This is a genomic window from Arthrobacter sp. SLBN-112, assembly GCF_030944625.1.
In the GTDB taxonomy this organism is placed as follows: Bacteria; Actinomycetota; Actinomycetes; order Actinomycetales; family Micrococcaceae; genus Arthrobacter.
Window position 1 is genome coordinate 2684788 of the sequence record NZ_JAUSXY010000001.1, and the last position, 25410, is coordinate 2710197.

Annotated in this window: 20 protein-coding genes and 2 tRNA genes; 15 read left to right on the forward strand and 7 right to left on the reverse strand. The window is 66.2% G+C overall.

Annotation, left to right across the window (positions count from 1 at the left end; all coding sequences use genetic code 11):
• The first annotated feature begins 34 nt into the window (after positions 1 to 34).
• Positions 35 to 1030 (forward strand): epimerase, encoded by a 996-nt coding sequence (locus tag QF050_RS12630; protein WP_308930723.1) that lies wholly within the window; start codon positions 35 to 37, stop codon positions 1028 to 1030.
• On the opposite strand, the gene QF050_RS12635 is transcribed toward QF050_RS12630, so the two are convergent.
• Both QF050_RS12635 and pepN read right to left on the reverse strand, forming a co-directional pair.
• On the reverse strand, positions 1027 to 1500 hold the full coding sequence (locus tag QF050_RS12635) for an OsmC family protein (protein WP_308930724.1): 474 nt from the start codon (positions 1498 to 1500) through the stop codon (positions 1027 to 1029). The genes QF050_RS12630 and QF050_RS12635 overlap by 4 nt on opposite strands.
• Positions 1497 to 4070: an aminopeptidase N gene (gene pepN, locus QF050_RS12640; RefSeq protein WP_308930725.1), complete on the reverse strand. Its 2574-nt coding sequence runs from the start codon at positions 4068 to 4070 to the stop codon at positions 1497 to 1499. The genes QF050_RS12635 and pepN overlap by 4 nt, the downstream gene beginning before the upstream one ends.
• A gap of 174 nt (positions 4071 to 4244) precedes the next feature.
• Here pepN and QF050_RS12645 point away from each other — a divergent pair, with 174 nt between their 5' ends.
• From QF050_RS12645 to QF050_RS12655, 3 genes are all read left to right on the forward strand, one after another.
• Positions 4245 to 5264, forward strand: coding sequence for a hypothetical protein (locus QF050_RS12645; protein WP_308930726.1), 1020 nt, complete (start codon positions 4245 to 4247; stop codon positions 5262 to 5264).
• An 87-nt stretch (positions 5265 to 5351) separates the two neighbouring features.
• Positions 5352 to 5846: a ribose-5-phosphate isomerase gene (locus QF050_RS12650; protein WP_308930727.1), complete on the forward strand. Its 495-nt coding sequence runs from the start codon at positions 5352 to 5354 to the stop codon at positions 5844 to 5846.
• Positions 5846 to 6805: a DNA-formamidopyrimidine glycosylase family protein gene (locus QF050_RS12655; protein WP_308930728.1), complete on the forward strand. Its 960-nt coding sequence runs from the start codon at positions 5846 to 5848 to the stop codon at positions 6803 to 6805. The genes QF050_RS12650 and QF050_RS12655 overlap by 1 nt, the downstream gene beginning before the upstream one ends.
• A 164-nt stretch (positions 6806 to 6969) precedes the next feature.
• On the opposite strand, the gene QF050_RS12660 is transcribed toward QF050_RS12655, so the two are convergent.
• Positions 6970 to 7043: transfer RNA gene (locus tag QF050_RS12660), tRNA-Gly, on the reverse strand.
• Positions 7044 to 7173: 130 nt separating this feature from the next.
• On the opposite strand from QF050_RS12660, the gene QF050_RS12665 reads away from it, so the two are divergent.
• The 6 genes from QF050_RS12665 (at position 7174) to QF050_RS12690 (ending at position 12362) form a co-directional block, all read left to right on the forward strand.
• Positions 7174 to 7248 (forward strand) — tRNA-Pro (locus tag QF050_RS12665).
• A gap of 79 nt (positions 7249 to 7327) precedes the next feature.
• Positions 7328 to 8719: a trigger factor gene (tig, locus tag QF050_RS12670; protein ID WP_308930729.1), complete on the forward strand. Its 1392-nt coding sequence runs from the start codon at positions 7328 to 7330 to the stop codon at positions 8717 to 8719.
• Positions 8720 to 8954: 235 nt separating this feature from the next.
• Positions 8955 to 9578: an ATP-dependent Clp protease proteolytic subunit gene (locus QF050_RS12675; protein WP_308932164.1), complete on the forward strand. Its 624-nt coding sequence runs from the start codon at positions 8955 to 8957 to the stop codon at positions 9576 to 9578.
• A 37-nt stretch (positions 9579 to 9615) separates the two neighbouring features.
• The gene (locus tag QF050_RS12680) at positions 9616 to 10275 is read left to right on the forward strand and encodes an ATP-dependent Clp protease proteolytic subunit (RefSeq protein ID WP_308930730.1); all 660 of its coding nucleotides are present in this window, start codon (positions 9616 to 9618) and stop codon (positions 10273 to 10275) included.
• A gap of 178 nt (positions 10276 to 10453) precedes the next feature.
• Positions 10454 to 11734: an ATP-dependent Clp protease ATP-binding subunit ClpX gene (clpX, locus tag QF050_RS12685; protein WP_308930731.1), complete on the forward strand. Its 1281-nt coding sequence runs from the start codon at positions 10454 to 10456 to the stop codon at positions 11732 to 11734.
• 13 nt (positions 11735 to 11747) lie between these two features.
• Positions 11748 to 12362, forward strand: a complete 615-nt coding sequence (locus QF050_RS12690) for a DsbA family protein (RefSeq protein ID WP_308930732.1) — start codon at positions 11748 to 11750, stop codon at positions 12360 to 12362.
• Positions 12363 to 12721: 359 nt separating this feature from the next.
• Here the strand turns inward: QF050_RS12690 and valS are convergent, their stop codons facing one another.
• A complete protein-coding gene (gene valS, locus QF050_RS12695; protein WP_308930733.1) occupies positions 12722 to 15343 on the reverse strand; it encodes a valine--tRNA ligase in 2622 nt (873 codons plus the stop codon).
• Positions 15344 to 15505: 162 nt separating this feature from the next.
• On the opposite strand from valS, the gene QF050_RS12700 reads away from it, so the two are divergent.
• On the forward strand, positions 15506 to 16264 hold the full coding sequence (locus QF050_RS12700) for an SDR family oxidoreductase (protein ID WP_308930734.1): 759 nt from the start codon (positions 15506 to 15508) through the stop codon (positions 16262 to 16264).
• Here the strand turns inward: QF050_RS12700 and QF050_RS12705 are convergent.
• Both QF050_RS12705 and QF050_RS12710 read right to left on the reverse strand, forming a co-directional pair.
• Positions 16261 to 17265: an endonuclease/exonuclease/phosphatase family protein gene (locus QF050_RS12705; protein WP_308930735.1), complete on the reverse strand. Its 1005-nt coding sequence runs from the start codon at positions 17263 to 17265 to the stop codon at positions 16261 to 16263. The two genes, QF050_RS12700 and QF050_RS12705, sit on opposite strands and share 4 nt — an antisense overlap.
• Before the next feature lie 64 nt (positions 17266 to 17329).
• Complete coding sequence (locus QF050_RS12710) at positions 17330 to 18286, reverse strand: endonuclease/exonuclease/phosphatase family protein (RefSeq protein ID WP_308930736.1); 957 nt, start codon at positions 18284 to 18286, stop codon at positions 17330 to 17332.
• A gap of 574 nt (positions 18287 to 18860) precedes the next feature.
• Here QF050_RS12710 and ileS point away from each other — a divergent pair.
• From ileS to ndk, 4 genes are read left to right on the forward strand one after another with little or no spacing between them, the layout of a single operon-like run.
• Positions 18861 to 22187 (forward strand): isoleucine--tRNA ligase, encoded by a 3327-nt coding sequence (gene ileS / locus QF050_RS12715; protein WP_308930737.1) that lies wholly within the window; start codon positions 18861 to 18863, stop codon positions 22185 to 22187.
• 3 nt (positions 22188 to 22190) lie between these two features.
• The gene (locus QF050_RS12720; RefSeq protein WP_308930738.1) at positions 22191 to 23549 is read left to right on the forward strand and encodes a folylpolyglutamate synthase/dihydrofolate synthase family protein; all 1359 of its coding nucleotides are present in this window, start codon (positions 22191 to 22193) and stop codon (positions 23547 to 23549) included.
• Between the two features lie 3 nt (positions 23550 to 23552).
• Positions 23553 to 24008 (forward strand): DUF4233 domain-containing protein, encoded by a 456-nt coding sequence (locus QF050_RS12725; protein ID WP_308930739.1) that lies wholly within the window; start codon positions 23553 to 23555, stop codon positions 24006 to 24008.
• 47 nt (positions 24009 to 24055) lie between these two features.
• Positions 24056 to 24475: a nucleoside-diphosphate kinase gene (gene ndk / locus QF050_RS12730; protein WP_308930740.1), complete on the forward strand. Its 420-nt coding sequence runs from the start codon at positions 24056 to 24058 to the stop codon at positions 24473 to 24475.
• A gap of 62 nt (positions 24476 to 24537) precedes the next feature.
• On the opposite strand, the gene QF050_RS12735 is transcribed toward ndk, so the two are convergent.
• Positions 24538 to 25206, reverse strand: coding sequence for a vitamin K epoxide reductase family protein (locus QF050_RS12735; protein ID WP_308930741.1), 669 nt, complete (start codon positions 25204 to 25206; stop codon positions 24538 to 24540).
• Positions 25207 to 25410: the final 204 nt, after the last annotated feature.

The window sequence follows — 25410 nt, forward strand, 5'->3', positions numbered from 1 at the left end:
TTCTCTTTCAACCCTAGCGCCGTAGCGTGGAGCAATGCGCATTCTCATCCTCGGCGGTACAGCCTTCCTCTCACGGGAAATTGCCAGGCAGGCGATATCCGCCGGACATGGCGTGACATGCCTGGCCCGGGGCGCAACTGCTGAACCGCCGCCCGGCGCGGCATGGGTGAAGGCCGACCGTTCCAGCGGAGCTGCGGCATATGCCGAGGTGAAGCGCGAGTGGGACGCCGTGATCGAGGTGGCGCGGGACCCTGAACCTGCCCGCGACGCCCTCGAGGCGCTGGCCGCCCGGTCTGGGCACTGGACCTTCGTTTCCAGCTGCTCAGCTTACGCGGACCACTCCGTTCCAGGGGCTGCGGAAGATGCTGCCCTCCTTCCGGCGCTTGCCGGGGGCACCCCGTCCGCTCCGGAAAACTACGGAGAGTCCAAGGTGGCCATTGAGGCAGCCACCCTTGAGGCGACTGCCGGCAACGCCCATCTGTGCCGGGCCGGCCTGATCAGTGGTCCCGGCGACCCCTCCGACCGTTACGGTTACTGGCCTGCCCGCTTCGCCCGGAACCAGGGTCCAGTGCTGGTCCCGGATATTGCCGTCCACCCCACCCAGGCCATTGATGTCCGGGACCTGGCTGCCTGGATCCTGGCCGCGGCCGTTCAGGGCACCACCGGTGCCCTGAACGCCTGTGGGGAGCAGGTGTCCTTCGGCGATGTGGTCGCCGCCTGCCGCGAAACGGCCGGCCACCGTGACGTCCCGGCCACCGCCGCCGAAGAGTGGCTGGTGGCTCAGGGTGTCAACTACTGGTCAGGCCCGGAGTCCCTGCCGCTCTGGCTCCCGCCGGGGCATGAGGGCTTCATGGCCCGCAGCAACAAGGCCGCCAGGGCCGCAGGCATGGCGCTGCGGCCGTGGCAGGAAACCGTGGCGGACACCCTGCATGATGAGCGCGCCCGCGGGCTGGACCGGCCCCGCAAGGCCGGCCTTCCGCCCGCGGTGGAGCAGCGGCTCGTCAGCACTCTCCACCGGGGCGGTGCCTAGCCGGCGACCGTGACAGGCTGGTGCTCCACCGGGAAATTCACGCTGCGGGCAATGAAGCAGACCTGGTTCGCCTCATGGTGCAGTCCGGCAGCCAGATCAACCTGGCCGGCATCGGCCACCGTGACCCTGGGGTGCAGTGTCACCTGTTCGAACTGGCCGCTGCCGTCGCGGTTGAGCCGCATCAGCCCGGATGCCTCGTCCCGGTAGTCAGTGACCACCACGCCGTGCTTCACGGCCACATGCAGGTAGGACAGCATGTGGCATTGCGCCAGCGCGGCCAGGAGGAGCTGTTCCGGGTTGTACCGCGCCCGGTCCCCGTGGAATGTCGGGTCCGCCGAGCCTTTCAGGACCGGAAGGCCCGGGATGAGCACGTCATGGTCACGGGAGTAGTTTCGGTACGACGACGTGCCCTCACCCCGGTTGCCGGTCCATTGGACCGTCAGCGAGTACTTGTGTACGTCGAGGCTCACCCGGCGCTGCCGTCCGGGAGCACGTCGGCGGCACGTGCGCGCAGGGCCCGGGCCACGCCGTCGCGGTTTTCCAGCATCATCCGCCGCAGCGCGGCGCTTTCCGCCGGCAGCGACGCCAGGAAGGTGTCAGTTTGATCGATGGTGGCCTGCGTGGTCAGCAGCGCCGGGTAGAGCCCGACGACGATCTGCTGGGCGAGTGCGTGAGTCCGGGTTGCCACGACTCCTGGCACCGCCGCGAAATACTTCTCCGCGTACGGCTCCAGCAGCGACCGGTCCCGGACCCGCATGAAGCCCGCCACGGCCGATCCCTGCAGCGCGTTGGAGAGCTCGCCCCTGACCACGATCGACTCCCAGGCGGCGGCTTTCGCGTCGGCGGTGGGAAGCGCGGCCTTTGCCAGGGCGGCGGCGTTCTGCCCGCTGGACGTGTTGTCACGCGCCAGCTCGGCGTCGATGCCGTCCTGCCCCATCCGGCCCCCGGCCACCAGCGACGCCACGAGCTCCCAGCGGAGGTCCTGGTCAACGGCCAGCCCGGCCAATGCGGCAGACCCGTCCAGCAGGCCCGCCACCCGGTCCAGCTGGGATGCGCTGCGGGCCAGGAGGGCAAAGGACTTCACGAACTGCAGCTGCGCGTCGGAGCCGCCGGGAACCTCTGAAGCCAGCTCCCACAACCTGTCCACGGCCGCCACCGTGGTGGCTTCGCGGTGTTCTTCCGCCACGTAGAAGTTCAAGGTGGTGGCCAGCTGGCGGAGCTGGACCAGGATGACGGAGGAATCCGTCTCCGCGGCGACGTTGGCCAGGATCAGCTCCACGTATTTCCGGGCCGGAGCCTGTCCGTCCCGGGCAGCGTCCCACGCCGAATTCCAGACGAGGGTCCGGGGCAGGCTGGCGTTGAAGTCCTTGAGGTGTGCGGTGGCGGTGGCCAGGGATTTCGGGTCCAGCCGCACCTTGGCGTAGGCGAGGTCGTCGTCGTTGACAAGGATCAGGTCCGGCTGCGCCAGGCCGGCGACGCCCGGCACGTCGGTGCGTTCGCCGTCGACATCCAGCTCCTCGCGGTGCACCCGCTCCAGCTTCCCGGCGTCGTTGAGGTTGTAGAACCCCACGGCAAGGCGGTGTGGCCGGAGGGTGGGCCATTCGGGAACCGCGGACTGCACGATAGTGATGGACTTCAGCGTCCCGTCGGAGTCCACGTCCAGCTCGGGGGTGAGGGTGTTGACGCCGGCCGTCTCCAGCCACTGCCTGCCCCAGCCGTCAAGGTCGCGTCCGCTGGCCTTCTCCAGCTCCACCAGCAGGTCGCGCAGCTCGGTGTTGCGCCACGAGTGCTTCGCGAAGTACTCCCGAACGCCGGCCATGAACTGTTCGGGGCCCACCCATGCAACCAGCTGCCGGAGCACGGAGGCGCCCTTGGCGTAGGTGATGCCGTCGAAGTTGACCTCGACATCCTGCAGGTCGTTGATCTCCGCGAAGATGGGGTGCGTGGTGGGCAGCTGGTCCTGGCGGTACGCCCACGACTTCTCCACCGAAGCGAACGTGGTCCAGGCGCTGGTGAAGGACGTGGCCTCCACGGCCGCCAGGTGGGACATGTACTCGGCAAAGGACTCGTTGAGCCAGAGGTCGTTCCACCACCGCATGGTCACCAGGTCCCCGAACCACATGTGCGCCAGTTCGTGGAGCACCGTGATGGCGCGCCGCTCGATCTGCGCGCCGGTGACCTTGCTGCGGAAGACGTAGCCCTCCAGGATGGTCACCGCGCCGGCGTTCTCCATGGCACCGGCATTGAATTCCGGCACGAACAGCTGATCGTACTTTGCAAACGGGTAGGGGCAGCCGAATTGTGCTTCGAAGAACCCGAACCCTTGCCGCGTGAGCTCGAAAATGTTCTCCGCGTCCAGGTACTGCATCAGGGACTTCCGCGCGAACACCCCGAGCGGGATGACACGGCCGTCCGAGCTGGTCACTTCGCTGCGGACGGACTGGTACGGCCCGGCGATCAGGGCGGTGACGTAGGAGGACAGGCGCGGGGTGGGCGCAAATGCCCACACGGACCTGGCTCCGCCGTCTTCTGTAACCGGGGCCGGCACCGGCTCCGGGGTGGGGGAGTTGGAGATGACATCCCAGTGGGAGGGTGCCGTGACCGTAAACGCGAAGGTTGCCTTCAGGTCGGGCTGCTCGAAGACGGCGAACATCCGGCGCGAATCCGGAACCTCGAACTGGGTGTACAGGTAGACCTCGTTGTCCACCGGATCCACGAAGCGGTGCAGGCCTTCGCCGGTGTTCATGTAGGGCATGTCGGCCACGACGGTCAGCTCGTTGTGCTCCTCCAGGCCGGGCAGCTGGATCCGCACGCCGTCGGACACCGTTGCGGGATCGAGGGCACGGCCGTTAAGGGTCACGCTGTGCACGGTCCGGGTTACGGCGTCGATGAAGCTGGACGAACCCGGCGAAGCCGTGAATTTCACGGTGGTGGTGCTGCCGAAGACCTCTCCGCCGCGGGTCAGGTCCAGGCTGACATCGTAGGACTCGGCGGTGATCAGTTCTGCGCGCTCACGGGCTTCGGCGCGCGTCAGGTTCATTCCTGGCAAAGGAGGGCCTCCAGAGAAGTTTCGGTTGCCGGCCGGTGGTCCCGGTTCCGGCACTCTGCTGCATTCTTTCATCCTTGCGGTCCTTGGCAAGTTGCCCGGGTCACAGCGCGCCGCGGTCACGAGCAGGTGATTTCCGGAGGCGGCGGCAGGGGTAGCGTTGGATGCATGGGAAAGCTGCTGGATTCGGTGGATGCCAAGGCCCTGCGCTTTGCCGTCGGGTTCCCCGTCGCGCTCGCCGCCGCCTTCGCCTTCTGCGCTTGGCTGCTCCGCCCGGACCTTCCGGACCCGGTCGCGGTGCGCTGGACTGACGACGGCGGTGCAGCCTTTGCCCCGTTCGGCGCCTACGTGGGCGCAGGGGCAGCAGCGATTGTCATTGCCGGCTGGCTGGTCCTGCTGCAGGCGGTACCCCTGGGCAGGCCCGTGCTGATGCGCCGGATCATGATGGGGGTCGGGTTCTTCCTCAGCCTTTTCATCACCTCGGCCCTGGCGGCAGGACTCATCGGCCAGGTGGGGCTGGCCGACGCCCGGCAGTCACGCGTGGACATGACCGTCCTGGCCCTTGGAAGCGGTGCCGCCGTTTCCCTGGGCGTCACCATGGCCATGGTCTACAAGGCTGACCGGCAGTGGTCCCCGGATGACGACCGTGCCCTGCAGACAGCCATCGCCAAGGAAACCGACCCGGAACTCGCCCTGGACACGTTCCGGTTGTGGGTGCACGCCCGGAGCTCGGTCTTCGTCATGATCGGCGTCGCCGCGCTTTTCCCGGCGGCGCTCCTCGCCGTCGTGGTGCCCTGGCTGGGGATCCTGCTGGTCCTCCTGGCTGCCGTCAGCGCGGCGTTTCTATTCGCCCGCGTCAAGGCCGACCGCCGCGGCCTGAAGGTCCTGCTTGCCGGTGTAGTACCTGTCATGGACGTCCCCGCCGGCGCCATTTCGGCCGCCAGCGCAGCCGAGGTGAGGGCCGCGGATTACGGCGGGTGGGGCTACCGGCACCACCGCGGCACCGCGGCCATGCTCGTCAGCAGCGGGCCCGCCGTCGTCGTGAGCAAGACGGACGGCCAGCGCCTGGCCGTGAGCGGCGGCACCCAGGCTTCGGCGGCGCGGCTGGCCGATGTCCTGACCCGGGTGGCGGCCAGGGCCCGGCGCGGGGGCGGGCCGCCGGGCGCCGCGGAGCAGCCGGAGTCCTGACCCCGGCAGTCCTAGTATCCTTATCGGTGTTGTTCCGGCCCCCACCCGGCCGGCCTGCCAGCCCACCGAACCGAACGGATCTTGCTCGTGACAACTTCCCCTGCCTTCCCGCGGGTCCACATCGCCACCGACCACGCCGGCATGGAGCTCAGCGCCCATCTGGTGTCCCACCTGACAGGCAGGGGATACGACGTGGTGGACCACGGGCCCAAGGTCTACGACGCCCAGGACGACTACCCGTCATTCTGCATCAACGCCGCCCTCGCGGTGGTCGCTGACCAGCAGGCGGGCGTGCACGCACTGGGCATCGTGCTGGGCGGTTCCGGAAACGGCGAGCAGATTGCCGCGAACAAGGTCAAGGGCGTGCGTGCCGCCCTGGCGTGGAACCTCTCCACCGCCACCCTGGCCCGCGAGCACAACGACGCGAACGTCGTAGCCGTGGGCGGACGCCAGCACTCGGTGGAAGAAGCCACCGAACTGATCGAAGCCTTCCTGGCCGAGCCGTTCAGCAACGATGAACGGCATGTCCGCCGGATCGGAAAGATCGCAGCCTACGAGGCCACGGGCGAGGTCATCGAGTAGTGCCTGAGGGACATTCGGTCCGCCGGCTCGCCCGGCAGTTCGGCGACGTCTTCCTCGGCGAAACCCTCGCCGTCTCCAGTCCCCAAGGCAGGTTCGCCGGGGGAGCTGCCCTGCTCGACGGGCACACCATCGTCGCCGCCGAGGCGCACGGCAAGCACCTCTTCCTGCACTTTGACAACGCACTGGTGCTGCACGTCCACCTCGGGCTGTACGGTGCCTGGAGCTTCGGCGGCGACAGCACCTTCGCCGGCGCCTCCAGCATTGGCGCGCCACGCCGGGTGGGGGAGCGGGAAGCCTTCGCAGACGCGGACGACGACGGCGGCGCACTTTACGATGGTCCGCCCGCGCCCGTAGGGGCCGTCCGTGTCAGGCTGGCCGGAAGCCACGGCTGGGCGGATCTGCGCGGGGCAACCACCTGCGAAACCATCACCGCCGCCGAGGCCGACGCCGTCCTGGCGCGGCTTGGGCCGGATCCGCTGCGGAACCTCCGCGGCGACGCAGGCCGGTTCGCTGCGAACCTTCGGACCCGGAAGACGCCGCTGGCAGCGCTGCTCATGGACCAGAAAATCATTGCCGGGGTAGGCAACGTCTACCGCGCTGAAGTGCTGTTCCGGCGCCGGCTGGATCCGTGGCTTCCCGGCGGCGCCCTCCCGGACAGCGATGCCCGGAAGCTGTGGCGCGACGTCGTCACCGTCATGGCCGACGGCGTCACCGACGGGCGGATCATCACCACGCCGCCGAAGTACTGGACCCTCAACGGCACCACCGCCGCCAAGGCTGCCGCAGCCGGGACCCCCGTGCCGTCCAAGAGCCTGCACTTCCCCATCCGCGAGGACGTCCACTTCGTCTATAAGCGGCAGGGCCTTCCCTGCAGGGTGTGCCGGACCATCGTGCTCGTCACCGACCTGGTGGGGCGGAACCTCTACTGGTGCCCCTCCTGCCAGCAGCCCCGGGACTAGCCGGGCCACTGCCGCCACGCGAAAACGGGGCACTTTGACACGGACACGCCGCCCGTCGTCGTACGTTGTTCCCTCTGACGCCGCCAAAGTGCCCCACGACGGTTCTTGCCGGCAGATGTATAAACACAAGAAGGCCCCTCGAAAGAGGGGCCTTCTTGTGTTCGTGGAGGGGACGACGGGAATCGAACCCGCGTAATCAGTTTGGAAGACTGAGGCTTTACCATTAAGCTACGTCCCCGAAGGAAGATCCGTTTTCGCGGAAACTCCGGGCTGGCTGTTGAAGCCGGATACAACTAAACCTAATCCATGGCCTACGTGTCAAATGTGCATTCGCGACGCGTATCACCGTAGACTTGCCTGTGCACTTACGGGGTGTAGCTCAGCTTGGCTAGAGCGCCTGCTTTGGGAGCAGGAAGTCGCAGGTTCAAATCCTGTCACCCCGACTCTGCGGCCAGGACCAGCAGGCCTGGACATCTATTGCGTTTGCAGAAACCCATCCCACAACCCAGGAGTACTTAGACCGTGAAGAGCGCTGTCGAGAACCTCACCCCCACGCGGGTCAAGCTCAATGTTGAGGTCCCCTTTGAGGAACTGAAGCCCAGCATCGACTCGGCCTACAAGACCGTTGCGTCGCAGATCCAGGTCCCCGGGTTCCGCAAGGGCAAGGTTCCCGCCAAGCTCATCGACCAGCGCGTCGGCCGCGGCTACGTCCTGGAGACCGCCATCAACGACGGCCTCAACGGCTGGTACCAGGCTGCGGTGCAGGAATCCGGCATCCGCCCCCTGAGCCGTCCCGAGGTGGAGATCACCGAGGTACCGGACCCCTCCGCAACCGATGGTGGCCTCAAGTTCGCCGCCGAGGTTGACGTCCGCCCCGAAATCGAGCTCCCGGACTACGCCGGCATCGAGGTCCAGGTTGCCGCCGCGGAATCCTCCGAATCGGACGTCGACAAGGCCCTTGACGAGCTGCGCGGCCGTTTCGGCACCCTCAAGTCCGTTGACCGCCCCGCTGCCGACGGCGACTTCCTGACCATCGACATCACCGCCACGATCGACGGCGAAGAGGTTGACTCCGCTGCCGGCCTGTCCTACCAGGTGGGCGCAGGCACCATGCTCGAGGGCATGGACGAGGCCGTCACCGGGCTCAGCGCGGATGAAGATGCCATCTTCGACACCACCCTGGTCGGTGGCGACCACGCCGGCGAAGCCGCCCAGGTCAAGGTGGTCGTGAAGGCCGTCAAGGAACGCGAACTGCCCGAAGCGAACGATGACTTCGCCCAGCTGGCTTCCGAATTCGACACCCTCGCCGAGCTCCGCGAGGACCTGGCCAAGCAGGCTGCCGACTCCAAGATCGTTGAGCAGGGTGTAGAAGCCCGCGACAAGGTCCTGGACAAGCTCGTGGAGCTGGTTGAGGTCCCCGTTCCCGACTCGGTGGTGGAGGAGCAGCTCGAAGCCCACTTCCAGGAGGGCAACGGCCACGGAGACGGTGAGCACGACACCGAAGAGCACCGCGCCGAGGTCAAGGCCAATACGGCCCGCGCCTTCCAGAACGAAATCATCCTTGACGCCATTGCCGAGAAGGAGGAAGTCAACGTCAGCCAGAACGAGCTGATCGACTACATCGTCACCACCGCCAGCCAGTACGGCATGGACCCCAACCAGTTTGCCCAGATCATCGATCAGAGCGGCCAGGTCCCCATGATGGTTTCCGAGGTCCGCCGCCGCAAGGCACTGGCCGTCGTCCTCGGCCAGGCCACGGTGACCGACACCGAGGGCAAGGCTGTTGACCTGAGCGACTTCGTCCGTCCCGGCGGCGAGGAAGCTCCCGCTGCGGAAGCTGCTGACGACGCCACCGAAGCGGCCGGAACTGACGTTGCCGAGGCAGAGGAAACCACTGCCGAGGCCAAGGCATAGTCCTTCCCGCCCGCAGCCAACGGCCCCTGGATCCTTCCGATCCGGGGGGTCGTTCGCGTTGGTCCGGAAACCGGGGCGTGCGCCGTTCTCCGATCGTGCGCCGTCAGCGAACAGCAGTGAGTGCGCGAACAAATCGTCCGGGAAACCGGTTAGTGTCCAAGTAGTGATTTTCAGTGATGTCACCGTCACCAGTGAGAGGTAAATAAACATGTCACAGCACTCAGAGGCCCCCCGGATGGCGACCGTCGATCCTGCAGCCCAGGACAACTACATTTACAACCGCCTCCTCAAGGAGCGGATCATCTGGCTGGGCTCGGAGGTGCGTGACGACAACGCCAACGCAATCTGCTCGCAGCTGCTGCTGCTGTCCGCCGAGAATCCGGAAAAGGACATCTACCTCTACATCAACTCGCCCGGCGGTTCCGTCACGGCAGGCATGGCCATCTACGACACCATGCAGTTCATTCCCAACGACGTCGTCACCGTGGCCACCGGCCTGGCAGCCTCCATGGGCCAGTTCCTTTTGTCCTCCGGCACCAAGGGCAAGCGTTACGCCACGCCGAACGCACGCGTCCTGATGCACCAGCCTTCCGGCGGCATCGGCGGCACCGCCTCGGACATCAAGATCCAGGCCGAGCTCATCCTGCACATGAAGAAGGTCATGGCGGAACTGACCGCGGAGCAGACCGGCCAGACCGTTGAGACCATCCTCAAGGACAACGACCGCGACAAGTGGTTCACCGCCGCCGAGGCCCTTGAATACGGATTCTTCGACAAGATCGCCGCGCATGCCGGCTCGGTCTCCGGCGGTGGCGGAACGTCCAACTCATCCTCCGGCGAATCAGCCTCCCAGAACTAACCGGCATCCAGAACCCCTTCGATCAGGAGCAAACACAATGAACTACAACTTCGGGTGGTCCGCCGGGAATCTTCCGTCCAGCCGCTACGTCCTGCCTCAGTTCGAGGAACGCACGCCCTACGGCTTCAAGCGCCAGGACCCGTACACCAAGCTCTTCGAGGACCGCATCATCTTCCTCGGCGTCCAGGTGGACGACGCGTCGGCTGACGACATCATGGCCCAGCTGTTGGTCCTGGAGTCAACGGACCCGGACCGCGACATCACCCTGTACATCAACTCGCCCGGCGGCTCGTTCACTGCCATGACGGCCATCTACGACACCATGCAGTACATCCGCCCCGAGATTCAGACTGTCTGCCTGGGGCAGGCCGCCAGCGCGGCCGCCGTGCTTCTGGCAGCTGGCACCCCCGGCAAGCGGCTGGCCCTGCCCAACGCGCGCGTCCTGATCCACCAGCCGGCACTTTCCGGCGGCCAGGGCGGCCAGGCTTCCGACCTGGAGATCCAGGCTGCCGAGGTCATGCGCATGCGCTCCTGGCTGGAGGACACCCTCGCCCACCACTCCGGACGCACGTCCGAGCAGGTCAACAACGACATCGAGCGCGACAAGATCCTCACTGCCGCTGAAGCCCAGACCTACGGGCTCATCGACCAGGTCCTTGATTCCCGCAAGATCAAACCCCAAGCGATCACCCGGTAACAATCCGGAAAGCCGGTGCAGGCCAGATTCATTTGGCCGCACCGGCCTTTTCATTCCACCCTTGGCGTCGAATGTGACCTAGAGTGGAAGATGTCACAATCCGGCCTCCGCTGGCCGGGAACGATTTTTCAGCAATGGCGCAGGGCTGCCTGGCAGCAGGATACTAAGGGGTTCACATATGGCTCGGATTGGCGAGAGCACTGATCTGCTGAAGTGCTCTTTCTGCGGAAAGAGCCAGAAGCAGGTCCGCAAGCTCATTGCCGGGCCCGGTGTCTACATCTGCGATGAATGCATCGAGTTATGCAACGAAATCATTGAAGAGGAACTCGCCGAGGTCGCGGACCTCGGCAGCTTCGAACTTCCCAAACCGCGGGAGATCTTCGACTTCCTGCAGGAATACGTCATTGGCCAGGAGCCCGCCAAGCGTTCCCTCGCCGTCGCGGTCTACAACCACTACAAACGAATCCAGGCCGGGCACGCGCCCAAGTCCGGGAGCCTTGGCGACGCCGGGCACCACGACGACGTGGAAATCGCCAAATCAAACATCCTCCTCATTGGACCCACCGGCTGTGGCAAGACCTACCTTGCACAGACGCTTGCCCGGCGCCTGAACGTCCCGTTCGCCGTGGCAGATGCCACCGCCCTCACCGAGGCCGGCTACGTCGGCGAAGACGTGGAGAACATCCTCCTCAAGCTCATCCAGGCCGCTGACTACGACGTCAAGAAGGCCGAGCAGGGCATCATCTACATAGATGAAATCGACAAGATCTCGCGCAAGAGCGAAAACCCTTCCATCACCCGGGACGTGTCCGGCGAGGGCGTCCAGCAGGCCCTCCTGAAAATCTTGGAAGGTACGGTGGCGTCGGTGCCGCCGCAGGGCGGCCGAAAGCATCCGCACCAGGAATTCATCCAGATCGACACCACGAACGTCCTGTTCATTGTGGCCGGTGCGTTTGCCGGGCTGGAGGAGATCATCGGCTCCCGCTCCGGGCGCAAGGGCATCGGCTTCGGCGCCCCCCTCAATGAGGCCAGCAAGAAGGTTGACTCTTACGGCGAGGTCATGCCGGAGGACCTGCTGAAGTTTGGACTGATCCCCGAATTCATCGGCAGGCTTCCCGTCATCACCACGGTCTCCAACCTGGACCGTGACGCCCTGATCCAGATTCTCTCGACCCCCAAGAACGCCCTGGTGAAGCAGTACCAGAAGATGTTCCAGATCGATGGCGTGGACCTGCTGTTCGACGACACTGCCCTGGATGCCATCGCGGAGCAGGCCCTTGAGCGCGGGACCGGCGCCCGCGGCCTCCGTGCCATCCTGGAGGAAGTCCTGCTTCCGGTGATGTTCGATCTGCCAAGCCGCGAGGACGTTGCCAGCGTGGTCATCACCGAAGACGTGGTGCTGCGGGGCGCCGAACCCACCCTGATTCCGCACGCGGCCAAGCGCCGCAAGTCTGCCTGACCGAGAGGACACCGTGACTGCACCCGCCAAGAACAAAGCCGACTTCTGGTTCGACCCCCTGTGCCCGTTCGCGTGGATTACGTCCCGCTGGATTGGCGAGGTGGAAGCCGTCCGTGACATCGAGACCGAATGGCACGTGATGAGCCTCGCCGTGCTAAACGAGGGCCGCGACCTTGAGCCGTCCTACCGGGAATCCATGGACAACGCCTGGGGCATGGTCCGCGTGATCATTGCCGCCCGGGAAGAGCATGGCCCCCAGGTCATCAAGCCGCTCTACGACGCCATGGGAACCCTGATTCACGACCGTGGCGAGAAGGACCGCTCGGAGGTCATTGCCAAGGCCCTCGCCGAATGCGGCCTCCCGGAGTCCCTGGCCGACGCCGCAACCACTGACGCCTATGACGCCCTACTCCGGGCCAGCCACGACAAAGGCATTTCCCTGGTGGGCCAGGATGTCGGAACCCCGGTGGTTGCGTTCAATGGAACAGCGTTCTTCGGACCCGTGCTGACCCGCATTCCCCGCGGCGAGGTAGCGGGCAAGTTGTGGGACGCCACCACGGCAATCGCCGGGTACCCGCACTTCTTCGAACTGAAGCGCAGCCGCACTGAAAGCCCCGAATTCGACTAGGCGCTTATCGACAGCACGCCAAGGGCCCCGGGGGAACTACATGACAGTAGTTCCCCCGGGGCCCTTGCACGTGGACCGGGGCGGGAGAACAATGGTTCTTACCCACTTCGAAAGAAGCGGGACGCAGGAACCAAAGATTCAGTGATATGCAATTTCGACGCAGCCATCGGCGAAGTCGAATGCAAGCTACCAGTGACGGTGTAGTAAGACCTGGAAACTCAGCGGATCCTGCCAGACCATTGGAAAAACGTCACCAGATGGCCGAAAAAGTCGAAGCCCCACCAACGGCAAAACGCTGATGGGGCTTCCCCTTTGCCTAAAACGGCCGCCGGGCGCAGGGCCGGCTTCCGGCCGGCCGGTCAGGCCTTGGCGGGCTCGTCGCTCGCGGCGAGGGCAACATCGGTCACCGCAAGGTCCCCGTCACCCACCACCAAGGTAATTTCCCGGGCGTTCGATGCCGCCTTCAAATCCGCCAGCCCGGCCTGCAGTTGCGCCGTCAGGGCCTCCGCGGCAGTGATCGTAGCTGACAGCACCTCCGTCCGCTGCTTGACCTTCGCCTCGGACTTGGCCTTGCGGACGCCGCTGAGGGCAATCCCCACGGTTGCCAGCATGGTGGTGTCACCGCCGGGAATCTCCAGCGCCGAAGGCCAGGCGGCCCGGTGCACGGAGCCGCTGCGCCACCAGCTCCAGACTTCCTCCGTGGCGAACGGCAGGAAGGGGGCAAAGAGCCGCAGCAGGGCATCCAAGGTGGTGGCCAGGGCGGCCAGCACCGATGCCTGCTCCGATTCGCCGGCGGCACCGTAGGCGCGGTCCTTGATCAGTTCCACGTAGTCGTCCGTGAACTGCCAGAAGAACGATTCCGTGAGCTGCAGGGCGCGGGCGTAGTCGTAGTTCTCAAACGCCTTTGTGGACTGGGCAACGACGTCGGCCAGTTGCGCCAGTAGCGCGCGGTCCAGCGGGTTGGTCAGTACCGAAAGGTCGTCCGAGAGGACGGAGTTTTCGGTGGCACCCAGGTTCAGCACGAACTTGGAGGCGTTCAGCAGCTTGATGGCCAGGCGCCGGCCGATCTTCATCTGGGCAATCTCATAGGCGGTGTCGGCCCCGAGCCGCGCCGAGGCAGCCCAGTAACGGACGGCATCCGAGCCGTACTCATTGAGCACATCGGTGGGGACTACCACGTTGCCCTTGGACTTGGACATCTTCTTGCGGTCCGGGTCCAGGATCCAGCCGGAAATGGCGGCGTGCTTCCAGGGCGCACTCTTCTGGAGGGCATCGGCGCGGACCGCGGAGGAGAACAGCCAGGTACGGATGATGTCGTGGCCCTGGGGGCGGAGGTCGAACGGGTACACCTTCGCGAAGAGGTCCTCGTCCCGGCTCCAGCCGCCCACGATCTGCGGGGTCAGGGATGAGGTGGCCCACGTGTCCAGGACATCGGCATCGCCGGTGAAGCCGTTGGGCTGGTCACGCTGCGCTTCCTCGAAGCCCGGGGCGGCGTCCGCTGCCGGGTCCACGGGGAGCATGGTGTCCGAGGGGAGGACGGGGTTGTCGTAGTCCGGGTTGCCTTGCCCGTCCAGCGGGTACCAGACGGGAATGGGCACGCCGAAGAAGCGCTGCCGGGAGACCAGCCAGTCGCCGTTCAGGCCGGCGATCCAGTTCTCGTAGCGGGAGCGCATGAAGGACGGGTGGAAGTCGATCTCCTTGCCGCGGCCGATCAGGCGTTCGCGGCGGTCCTCATCGCGGCCGCCGTTGCGGATGTACCACTGGCGGGAGGTCACCACTTCCAGCGGCTTGTCGCCCTTTTCGAAGAAGTTCACCGGGTGGGTGATCTTCTTGGGTTCGCCGTCCAGCAGGTCAGCGTCCTTGAGCAGTTCCACCACGGCCTCCTTCGCGGAGAAGGCGGTCTTGCCGGCAATCGCGGCGTACGCTTCCTTGCCGGACTCGCTGGTGATCCACTCAGGGGTCTCGGCGATGATGCGGCCGTCACGGCCCATAATGGCGCGTGTGGGCAGCTGCAGTTCGCGCCACCAGGTGACATCGGTCAAGTCGCCGAAGGTACACACCATGGCGATACCCGAGCCCTTGTCCGCCTTTGCCAGCGGGTGGGCTTTGACTTCCAGTTCGACGCCGAACAGCGGCGACGTCACGGTCTTGCCGAACAGCGGCTGGTACCGCTCGTCGTCGGGATTTGCCACCAAGGCGGCGCATGCGGCCAGCAACTCCGGACGCGTGGTCTCGATGAAGATCTTTTCGCCGTCTTCGGTGAAGAAGGGGTAGCGGTAGTAGGCGCCAGGGACTTCTCGGTCCTCCAGCTCGGCCTGGGCCACGGCCGTGCGGAACGTTACGTCCCACAGGGTGGGGGCCTCGGCCATGTACGCGTCCCCGGCGGCCAGGTTGGCCAGGAACGCGCGCTGGGACACGGCACGGGACGTGTCATCGATGGTGCGGTACGTCAGGTCCCAGTCAACGGACAGGCCCAGGGTCTGGAACAGGTTCTCGAAGACCTTCTCGTCCTCAACGGCGAGTTCCTCGCAGAGTTCGATGAAGTTCTGGCGGGACACGACATCGAAGTCCCGCTGGTTCTTGGCGGGCTGGGCCGGCGGCCGGTAGTCGGCGTTGTACGGAATGGCGGGGTCGCACCGCACGCCGTAGTAGTTCTGCACCCGGCGCTCGGTGGGCAGGCCGTTGTCGTCCCAGCCCATGGGGTAGAAGACGTTCTTGCCCGTCATGCGCATGTAGCGGGCCTGCACGTCCGTCTGGGTGAAGGAGAACATGTGCCCCACATGCAGGGAGCCCGATGCGGTGGGCGGGGGAGTGTCGATCGAGTAGACCTGCTCCCGGGTGGTGTCGGGGTTGAACTTGTAGGTTCCTTCGGACAGCCAGCGCCGGGTGAGCGCGGCTTCGAGGCCTTCGAGGGCCGGCTTGTCCGGAACGTTGATGGGGGCGGTGGTGGGCGTGTCTGTACCCTGCATGTCTTCAGCCATTGGGCAATTCTTTCATGCCCGCTCCGATCCCACCCAACCAACCTCGTCCAGCCCGGGCGGCACCGTTCCCCGGCACTGCTTCCGGACGTGCGGTCCGACCACCCCGGCCCGGCTGTGGTTACGTTTCCGGACGTTCCCCGCTGGTCCCGTTAGGGTTGTGCCATGACTGAGGACTTGCAGAAAAAGGCAGCACTGGTGACCGGCGCGAGCAGCGGAATCGGGGAAGCGACGGTCCGCGCGCTAAGCGCGGACGGCTGGACGGTCTTCGCCGTCGCACGCCGCGCCGACCGCCTCGCCGCCCTGGCAGGGGAGACGGGCGCCGTCGCGATCCCTGCTGACATCGCAGAGGACGACGACGTGTCCCGGCTTCTCGCCCGGGTCACCGAGGCGGGCGGGATCGATACGCTCATCAACATCGCCGGCGGCGCCCGCGGGGCGGATAAGGTGGGCGCCGCCAGCACCGCCGACTGGGAGTGGATGTTCCGGGTCAACGTCCTTGGAACGATGAAGCTCACCCGCGCCTTCCTGCCGATGCTCCGCGCCACCGGCCGGGGAACAGTGCTCAACCTGACTTCCACGGCGGGCCTGGACGCCTACGAGGGTGGCGGAGGGTACAACGCGGCCAAGTTCGGCCAGCACGCCTTGACGAGTGCCCTCCGCCTGGAGGAAGCGGAGCACAACGTGCGCGTCATCGAGGTGGCGCCGGGCCTGGTGCAGACCGAGGAATTCGCGCTTAACCGCCTGGGCGATGCACAGGCCGCCGGGAAGGTCTACCAGGGGGTGGAGAAGCCGCTGACCGCCGCGGATGTGGCAGATGTGGTCCGTTACGCGGTATCCGCCCCGCACCACGTCAACCTGGACCAGATCGTCATCCGGCCGGTGGCGCAGGCCGCAACCCACAAACTGATCCGGAAGGGCTAGGAACCCTTGATGTGCAGGGTGGCCACCACCGCCGCATGGTCAGTGCCCGGAACCCGCTGGACCGAATAGCCCGAGCCCCGGATGTCCGGGCTGGTCACCAGATGGTCCAGGGTGATGCCGGGCAGCCGGTAGCCGCGCATCGGCCAGGTGGGCACGAGCCTGCTTCCAAGGGACGCGGCCACGTCCACGAGGGTCCGGCTGCCCCCGGTACCGGCCAGCAGCGACCGGAATTCGTGGTGGTCATAGGTGGCGTTGAAGTCGCCGGCCAGCAGCAGCGGACCGGCGCCGTTGTCCACTCTCCCCACGGCCGCGAGGTCGCTGCGCCATTGCTGGAGGGCGTCGCCTACGGGTGCCAAGGTGTGAACGGCTGCTATCCGCAGCGACGTCCCGCTGCCATCTGCAAGCTCAAGACGGGCCACGGGCATGGTGAATTGCGTTCCGGGGAGCACGCCGGCCTCCTTGAGCTTGTAGGTTGAGTAGATGGCGGCGCCGCCTGCGCCCTCCCTGGCATGGGCAACCCGGTGGGGGAGCAGTTGGTCCAGTCCAGCCTCGGTAAGCTTCCGTTCCAGTGCGGGTGTGTATTCCTCCACCGCGAGCAGGTCCACGTGCCGGTCACGGACAAGCTCCACGATGCCGGATGCGTCCGCGCCGCCCAGTTCCGCGTTGATGGTCATGGCAACCAGCGGGACCGGCGCCGCTGCCTCGGCCGCGGGCTCCCGAATGTCCAACGGAAAAAGCCACAGCGCCTGGCATCCCAGCAGGACGGCTGCCACAACCTGCTGCCAGCGGCGTCGCCCGGCGAAGGCCAGGACAACTGCGGCCGCTCCGGGGGCGGCGAGCCACGGGGTGAAGGCCACCAGCTGCACCCCGAGCACCGGCCAGTCTGCGGGTACGGCGCGGACGGCCGAAACCGCCGCCACCGGAAGTGCCACGGGCAGGAACAGCCACCGGCATGCCGCAGCCGCACGCGCGGCCCCTGCGGAACGCTTCGAAGCTGTCATGGAGCGAGTCTAGGCAACATGCCCCCCGTGGTCAGCCCTGGGACGCTGAGGTTCGGCGGGAATGTCAGGATCCGACGCCCAGGGTTGCGATAACGGCGGTGTGGTCCGTCCCAGGAAAACTCACCGTGCTGAAAGCCAGGACCGTGAAGCCGGGGCCGGCGAGGACATGGTCGATGGCTGTAAAGGCGGGCGCCGGAGCATTTGCCGGCCAGGTGGGTGCCAGTCCCTTGCCGACGGCCTGCGCAGCGTCAGCCAAACCGGCCGCGAGGATGTTCCGGAACCCGGCATGGTCCTGGCTGGCATTAAAGTCGCCCAGAAGGACATCTCTACTGCCCGGGGGCAGATCCAGATGCAGGTCTGCCAGCTGCTCGAGTTCGGCGCGCCAGGCTGGTACACGTCCGGGACGCGGGGAATCAACGTGGACAGATGTCAGATAGATGTCTTCGCCCAAGCCCGGAACGGAGGCAACCGCCCGGGTTTGGTAAAAGGACGTCCCGGTCACGCGGCCCATCGGTTGGAGGGGATAGCGGGAAAAGATTGCGTTGCCGGTGCCGGCCCCGTCAACGTCGAGGACCCGGTAGGGAAAGTCCGCTTCAATGCCTGCCTCCGCAAGGCTTTCCACCCCTTCTGGCGCCAACTCTGGAAGCGCCAGGATTTCCACGCCCCAGGCCCGGGCCTGCGCGATTAGCGCGGCCGCGTCAACGCCCTTGGACCCCACGTTCAGCGCCATTACGGTTAGCGGCCGGGCGGACTTGGCGCCGGAGGCAAAGGCGCTGTGCTGCGCTTCGGCGGCTCTGCGGGGTGATTCGGAGCCTTGGATAATCCGCGGCGCCACCAGCAGCATTTGGACAAGCAGGACGCCAACCGTAAGCGTCGCCAGCATCGTGCGCGCAGCTCGTGGCTCCAGCGCCGCGGCGGCAAGAGCTGCGGCCGCCGCTGCCAAAGATGGGAGCAGGCTCGCCGGGAAGAGGGACAGCAATTGGACCCAGGGGGTGCCGAAGTCTCCTGCAGTGAGACGCAACGCGGTCAGTCCAGCGACCGGCAGCCACAGGAGGGCTGCAGCCGACCACAAGGCCCAGGAGCCCGCACGGCGTAGGCGCCCCCCGCGCCCGGCCGGCCCAGACCCGCGGATCTCTTGCATCTGTCCATTATTCGAGCCCCAGTTCCGGCATCATAGAGGGAAACCCCTAATGCGGCCCGCGACTTCCCTCCTGCGGTGCTAAGGGAACCCGATATGTCCGCGGCTCGGATACGTAGGTGTGGGACTTCCGACGCGCGGAATGGCACTGGACGCGACGGAAATAGTAGACTGGCCTGTGGCTATGACCCGGCAATCACCGGTGAGCTTCCGGAAGAACCCGCTGCCGCCCGTCCAGGGCCGGCCGCGTCAGTAGAACCGGACGGGTAAGCCCGTCACAGCAGTTAACGAGAGGCCGGTGCGGCGCCCGTTCCGCGAGGGACACGCAGCGCCGGTAAGTGAGGTGGTACCGCGGTGAGCGTGCAGTCCCAGGGCGGCACGGACGCCGTCCTCGCATCCTGAACGGAACAGCCGGCCTGCGCCGGAGGTTCACCGCGCCCAACCCAGGATGTCGAACATGACGTTTTACCCCAAGGCCTCAGCCTCCAGCACCCCAGCCAGCGGCAATGCCGGCGTTTCCGCCTCCGTGAAGTTCCCGGAGATCGAAGAGCGCATCCTGAAGTACTGGGACCAGGACGGAACTTTCCAGGCCAGCATCGACCAGCGCAGCGCCGACGCCCCCGGCGGCGAGCCGGGCAGCAACGAATTCGTGTTCTACGACGGCCCGCCGTTCGCCAACGGCCTGCCGCACTATGGACACCTCCTCACCGGTTACGCCAAGGACCTGGTGGGCCGCTACCAGACCCAGCGCGGCAAGCGCGTGGAGCGCCGGTTCGGCTGGGACACGCACGGCCTGCCCGCCGAACTCGAGGCCATGAAGCAGCTGGGCATGACGGACAAGACCCAGATCGAAGCCATGGGCATCGACAAGTTCAATGACGCCTGCCGGGCCTCCGTCATGAAGTACGCCGATGAATGGCGCAGCTATGTCACCCGCCAGGCACGCTGGGTGGACTTCGACAACGACTACAAGACCCTGAACGTCGAGTACATGGAGTCGGTCCTCTGGGCCTTCAAGCAGCTGCACGACAAGGGCCTGACCTACAACGGCTACCGGGTCCTGCCGTACTGCTGGAAGGACGAGACGCCGCTGTCCAACCATGAGCTGCGCATGGACGACGACGTCTACAAGAACCGCCAGGACCAGACGGTCACCGTCACGTTCCCCATCGTGGCCGGCGAATCCGCGCTGTCCAAGCAGCTCGACGGCGTCCAGGCCCTCGCCTGGACCACCACGCCCTGGACGCTGCCCACCAACGCTGCGCTCGCCGTCGGCCCCTCCATCACCTACGCGGTGCTGCCCGTCGGGCCCAACGGCGTCAAGGCTGCCTCGGCGGACGCCCCGGTGACGGGCAGCTTCCTGCTGGCGGCAGACCTGCTGGGCAACTACGCGAAAGACCTCGGCTACGACAGCTTCGAGGACGCCGAAGCGGCGGTCGTTTCCACGCACACCGGTGCTGAGCTGGAGGGCCTGGCGTACCGGCGGCTCTGGGATGACTTCGCCGACAACGAAAAGTACGGCATGGAGAACGCCTGGCGCTTCCTGGTGGCCGACTACGTGACCACCACGGACGGTACTGGCATCGTGCACCAGGCCCCGGCTTACGGCGAAGATGACCAGAAGGTCTGCGAAGAAGCCGGCATCCCGGTGGTGCTCTCCGTCGACGAGGGCGCAAAGTTCCTGCCCCTGTTCAAGCACGGCGACCTTCACGACATCGCCGGACTGCAGGTCTTCGAGGCCAACAAGCCCATCACCCAGGTGCTCCGCGCCCAGGGCCGGCTTGTCCGTCAGGCGAGCTACGAGCACAGCTACCCGCACTGCTGGCGCTGCCGCAACCCGCTGATCTACCGCGCCGTGTCCTCCTGGTACGTCGAGGTCACCAAGTTCAAGGACCGGATGTCCGAGCTGAACCAGGAGATCAACTGGATCCCCGGCAACGTCAAGGACGGCCAGTTCGGCAAGTGGCTGGACAACGCCCGCGACTGGTCCATCAGCCGCAACCGCTTCTGGGGCAGCCCCATCCCTGTCTGGCAGTCCACGGATCCCGAATACCCGCGCACCGACGTCTACGGCTCCCTCGCCGAACTGGAAGCGGACTTCGGCCGGCTGCCCCTGAACAAGGACGGCCAGGTGGACCTCCACCGGCCGTTCATCGACGAGCTCACCCGGCCCAACCCCGACGACCCCCGCACCCCGGAAGAGGGCCAGTCGGTGATGCGCCGCGTCGAGGACGTCCTGGATGTCTGGTTCGACTCCGGCTCCATGCCCTACGGCCAGGTGCACTACCCATTCGAGAACGAAGCCTGGTTCAACACGCACAACCCGGCGGACTTCATCGTGGAGTACATCGGCCAGACCCGCGGCTGGTTCTACATGCTGCACATCCTCTCCACGGCGCTGTTCGACCGCCCGGCTTTCCGGAACGTCATCAGCCACGGCATCGTTCTGGGCTCGGACGGACAGAAGATGTCCAAGAGCCTGCGCAACTATCCGGACGTCTCCGAGGTCCTGGACCGCGACGGCTCCGACGCCATGCGCTGGTTCCTGATGTCCAGCCCCATCCTCCGCGGCGGCAACCTGATCGTCACTGAACAAGGCATCCGTGATGGCGTCCGCCAGGTCATCCTGCCGCTCTGGAACGTCTACAGCTTCTTCACGCTGTACACCAACGCCGCGAACGGTGGCGCCGGCTACGACGCTAAGCTGCGCTACGACGGCTACGCCGACACCCTGGACCAGTACCTGCTGGCCAACACCGGCGACCTGGTCCGGAATATGACCGCGCAGCTGGACTCGTATGACATCTCCGGTGCCTGCGACTCGCTGCGCAGCTACCTGGACATGCTCACCAACTGGTACGTCCGCCGCAGCCGGCAGCGGTTCTTTGATGAGGACAAGGACGCCTTCGACGCCCTCTACACGGCCCTCGAGACGGTCTCCCGCGCCGCGGCGTCACTGCTGCCGCTGGTGTCCGAGGAGATCTGGCGCGGACTGACCGGCGGCCGGTCCGTGCACCTCGCCGACTGGCCGGACGCGGGCCTCTTCCCGGCAAACCCGTCCCTCGTGGAAGCCATGGACCGCGTCCAGCAGATCTGCTCCACCGGGTCCTCGCTCCGCAAGGCAGCCAACCTCCGTGTCCGCCTGCCCCTGCAGGAGCTCACCGTGGTGGCACCCGGTGCCGGCGCGCTGGATGGTTTCGCCGCCGTCGTTGCCGATGAACTCAACCTGCGTGCTGTCCGCCTGCTCGACGCCGAGAGCGCGTCGCCGGAGGAATTCGGCATCCAGCAGAAGCTGGTGGTCAACGCCCGCGCCGCGGGCCCGCGGTTGGGCAAGAACGTCCAGGCTGCCATCAAGGGCGCCAAGTCCGGCGATTGGTCAGTGGACGACGACGGTGTGGTCACCGCGGGCGGGCTGCGGCTGGAGCACCAGGAGTACACCCTGGAGACGGTCGTTGCGGATTCCGACGGCGGTGACGGCGGCTCCAAGGCCGTGGCCGTCCTGCCCGGCGGGGGCTTCGTGGTGCTCAACACCGAGGTCACGCCCGAGCTTGAGGCCGAAGGGATGGCACGCGACATGGTTCGGGCCATCCAGCAGGCGCGCAAGGACGCCGGGCTCAACGTGAGCGACCGGATCCGTACCACGGTCACCGCCGCGCAGAACGTCGTGGCGGCACTGCTGGCGAACGCCGAACTGGTCAAGGGCGAGACATTGACCGTTGACCTGGCTGCTGAACCGGCAGACGTGGACGAACCCGCCGTCGTGGTGGAAAAAGTGGAGGCCTAGGACATGACCGACGAATTTTCGGTGGAAAGCGTCTACGCCGAACTGCTGGGCCGGGCGCCGGAAAACAAGATGGAGCCGCGCCTGGCTCCGCTGTTCCGCGCCATGGACGTGCTCGGTGAACCCAACAAGGCGTTCCCGATCATCCACGTGACAGGAACCAACGGCAAGACCTCCACGTCGCGGATGATCGAGTCCGTGCTCCGCGCCCACGGCCTGAGTACGGGACGGTACACCAGCCCGCACCTGTCCAAGGTCACCGAGCGGATCAGCATCGACGGCCACCCCGTGCCTGATGAGACCTTTGTGCGGATATGGGACGAAATCCGGCCCTACCTGCAGATCGTGGACTCGGAACTGGAAGCCGAAGGCCAGCCGCGGCTGACGTACTTCGAATGCCTCACCATCCTGGGCTTCGCCATTTTCGCTGACCAGCCGGTCAACGTGGCCGTCATCGAGGTGGGCCTGGGCGGCATCACCGATGCCACGAACGTCGGGGACGGCCAGGTCTCGGTGGTTACGCCGATCTCCCTGGACCACACCGACCTGCTCGGTGACACCACGGAGGACATCGCCCGCGAAAAGGCCGGCATCATCAAGCCCGGCGGCTACCTCATCAGCGCCGCCCAGCCCATCGACGCGGCCCAGGTGCTGCTGGAGAAGGCCAAGGAAGTGGGCGTGCCCTTCCGCTTCGAGGGCGTGGAGTTCGGCGTCGAGTCACGCACCGTGGCAGTCGGCGGCCAAATGGTCACCATCCAGGGCATCGCCGGGCGCTACCCGGACCTGCTGGTGCCGCTGCACGGGTCCCACCAGGCCCAGAACGCCGCCGTGGCGGTCGCCGCGCTGGAGGCGTTCTTCGGAGGCGAAAAGGAACTCGACTTCGAGGTCCTGCAGGAAGGGTTCGCGGCAGTGACCTCGCCCGGCCGCCTGGAAGTGGTGCGCACTGCGCCCACCATCATCGTGGACGCCGCACACAACCCCGACGGCATCAAGGCCTCCGCCGCCGCCCTGCAGGAAGCATTCACCTTCACCAAGCTGGTTCCGGTGGTGGGTGTGCTCAAGGAGAAGGACGCCGAGGAGATCCTGCGCGAACTCAAGGAATCCCTGGGCGGCCTGGCGGACGAGTACTGCTTCACCCAGTCCAACTCCCCGCGGGCGGTTCCGGCAGCCGAACTCGCAGAACTCGCGGTTGACCTTGGCTTCGGCGAAGACAAGGTGCACGTCGCCGAGAAACTGGACGACGCCCTGGAGTGGGCCGTTGAGCGGGCGGAAGCCAATGACGACCTCTCCGGCGCAGTGCTGGTCACGGGCTCCATCACCCTGGTGGCCGAAGCCCGGATCCTGCTCGGGAAGACTGAGGCGTAATCCGTGGCCAGACTCACAAAGGCACAGCGCGAGTGGCGCCCCGGGATGCCGAAGAAGCGCCGCTCCACCAAAGTGATGTTCGCCTCCACGGTGCTGCTGCTGGAAGCGTTCGTCATGTTCTTCGCCACCCTGGCTGTGTTCGGCCTGCGCCGCGGGGAGTTCCCGCCCGCCCTCATCCTGGGCGTCGGCCTTGCCCTGAGCGCCGTCATGGTGGCGGCCTGCGCGGTCCTCAACAAGCCCTGGGGCGTGGCACTGGGGTGGATCCTGCAGGTCATCCTGATCCTGACGGGGATCTTTGAGCCCGCCATGTTCCTGGTGGGCGCCCTGTTCGCCATCGCCTGGTGGTACGGGATCCGCACCGGCATCCGGCTGGACCGTGAAGCGGCGCAGCGCGCACGCGAGCAAGCTGAATGGGAAGCCTCCCACCCGGACCAGGCGGCCGGCCCGGCCCAGCCTTAGTCCCCGTAGACTTGACCCGAAACCCCACCCAAACCATTGGAGCAGTTGTGACTACAGAGCGCACCCTCGTCCTGATCAAGCCCGACGGCGTCGCCCGTAACCTGACCGGTGCCATCCTGGCCCGGATCGAAGCCAAAGGCTACAGCCTCGTTGAGCTGAAGAAGGTTGACGCCACCCGGGAACTGCTGGAGCAGCACTACGAAGAGCACGTGGGCAAGCCGTTCTACGAGCCGCTGGTGGAGTTCATGCTCAGCGGCCCGGTCGTGGCAGCCATCTTCGAAGGCCACCGCGTCATCGAAGGGTTCCGTTCATTGGCCGGCACCACCGACCCAACGACGGCGGCACCGGGCACCATCCGCGGCGACTTCGGCCGTGACTGGGGCCTGAAGGTGCAGCAGAACCTGGTGCATGGCTCGGACTCCATCGACTCCGCCGAGCGCGAGATCAAGATCTGGTTCCAGGCCTGACAGGCCCGGGACAGCAAGAAGCCCTTGGTTCTTCGGAACCAAGGGCTTCTTTTGTCTGCGGTTCAGAAGCCGGATGTTCCCGCGAACACCTGGATGAATGCGAAGAAGATGGTGGCGATGACGGCCACGTACAGCAGTGCCGTGATGATCCAGCCGGAGTCACCGAGGATGCGGGTTGCGCGGGCGGGCATGGGGATGACGCCGGCCGTGATGTTCCGGATGGTGGTCCACACGAAAAGCGGGATCATGGCCGACCACACGATCATGCAGAGCGGGCAGAGGATGTGGATGGAGTAAAGGGCCTGGGACCACAGCCAGACCACGAACGCGAAGCCAAGCGTGACGCCTGCCTGCAGGCCAACCCAGTACCAGCGGGCGAAGGTGGCGCCGGAAAGCAGGGCCATGCCGACTGTGATGATGATGGCGAACGCCACGATGCCGATGAACATGTTGGGGAAGCCGAACACGGAGCTCTGCCAGGTCTGCATGACCTGGCCGCACGAGATCCAGGGATTCACGTCGCACACGGTGGTGTGGTTGGGGTCCTTGAGTACTTCGAGCTTCTCCAGGACCAGCGTTCCGGAGGCAAGCCACCCCACGATTCCGGTGATGACCAGCAGCCAGCCGAACGGCCGGTTCCGGGTCATCGGGGGAATGTTTTCGGCAGCACTGGTGCGCGGCTGGACGGCGCGGTCGCTTTCGTGGGCGCTGACGGGGGAGATGCTGGGCATGGGTGTGGCGTCCTTTTCATCCGGTGCTCCTGTGCCTGATTGTAACGCCGGTGGCTGGTGCTTCCACCCAGGGAAGGCAACGGAAACGCAGGCCTCCGCGGCGATCCCGCCCGGGTATGAGAGAATGACAGTGGCTGGAAGCCGATCCACATTCGGACTCCGGTCCGGTGGTTTGTTCCCAAGACCGCCAATGATGAGCAGGGC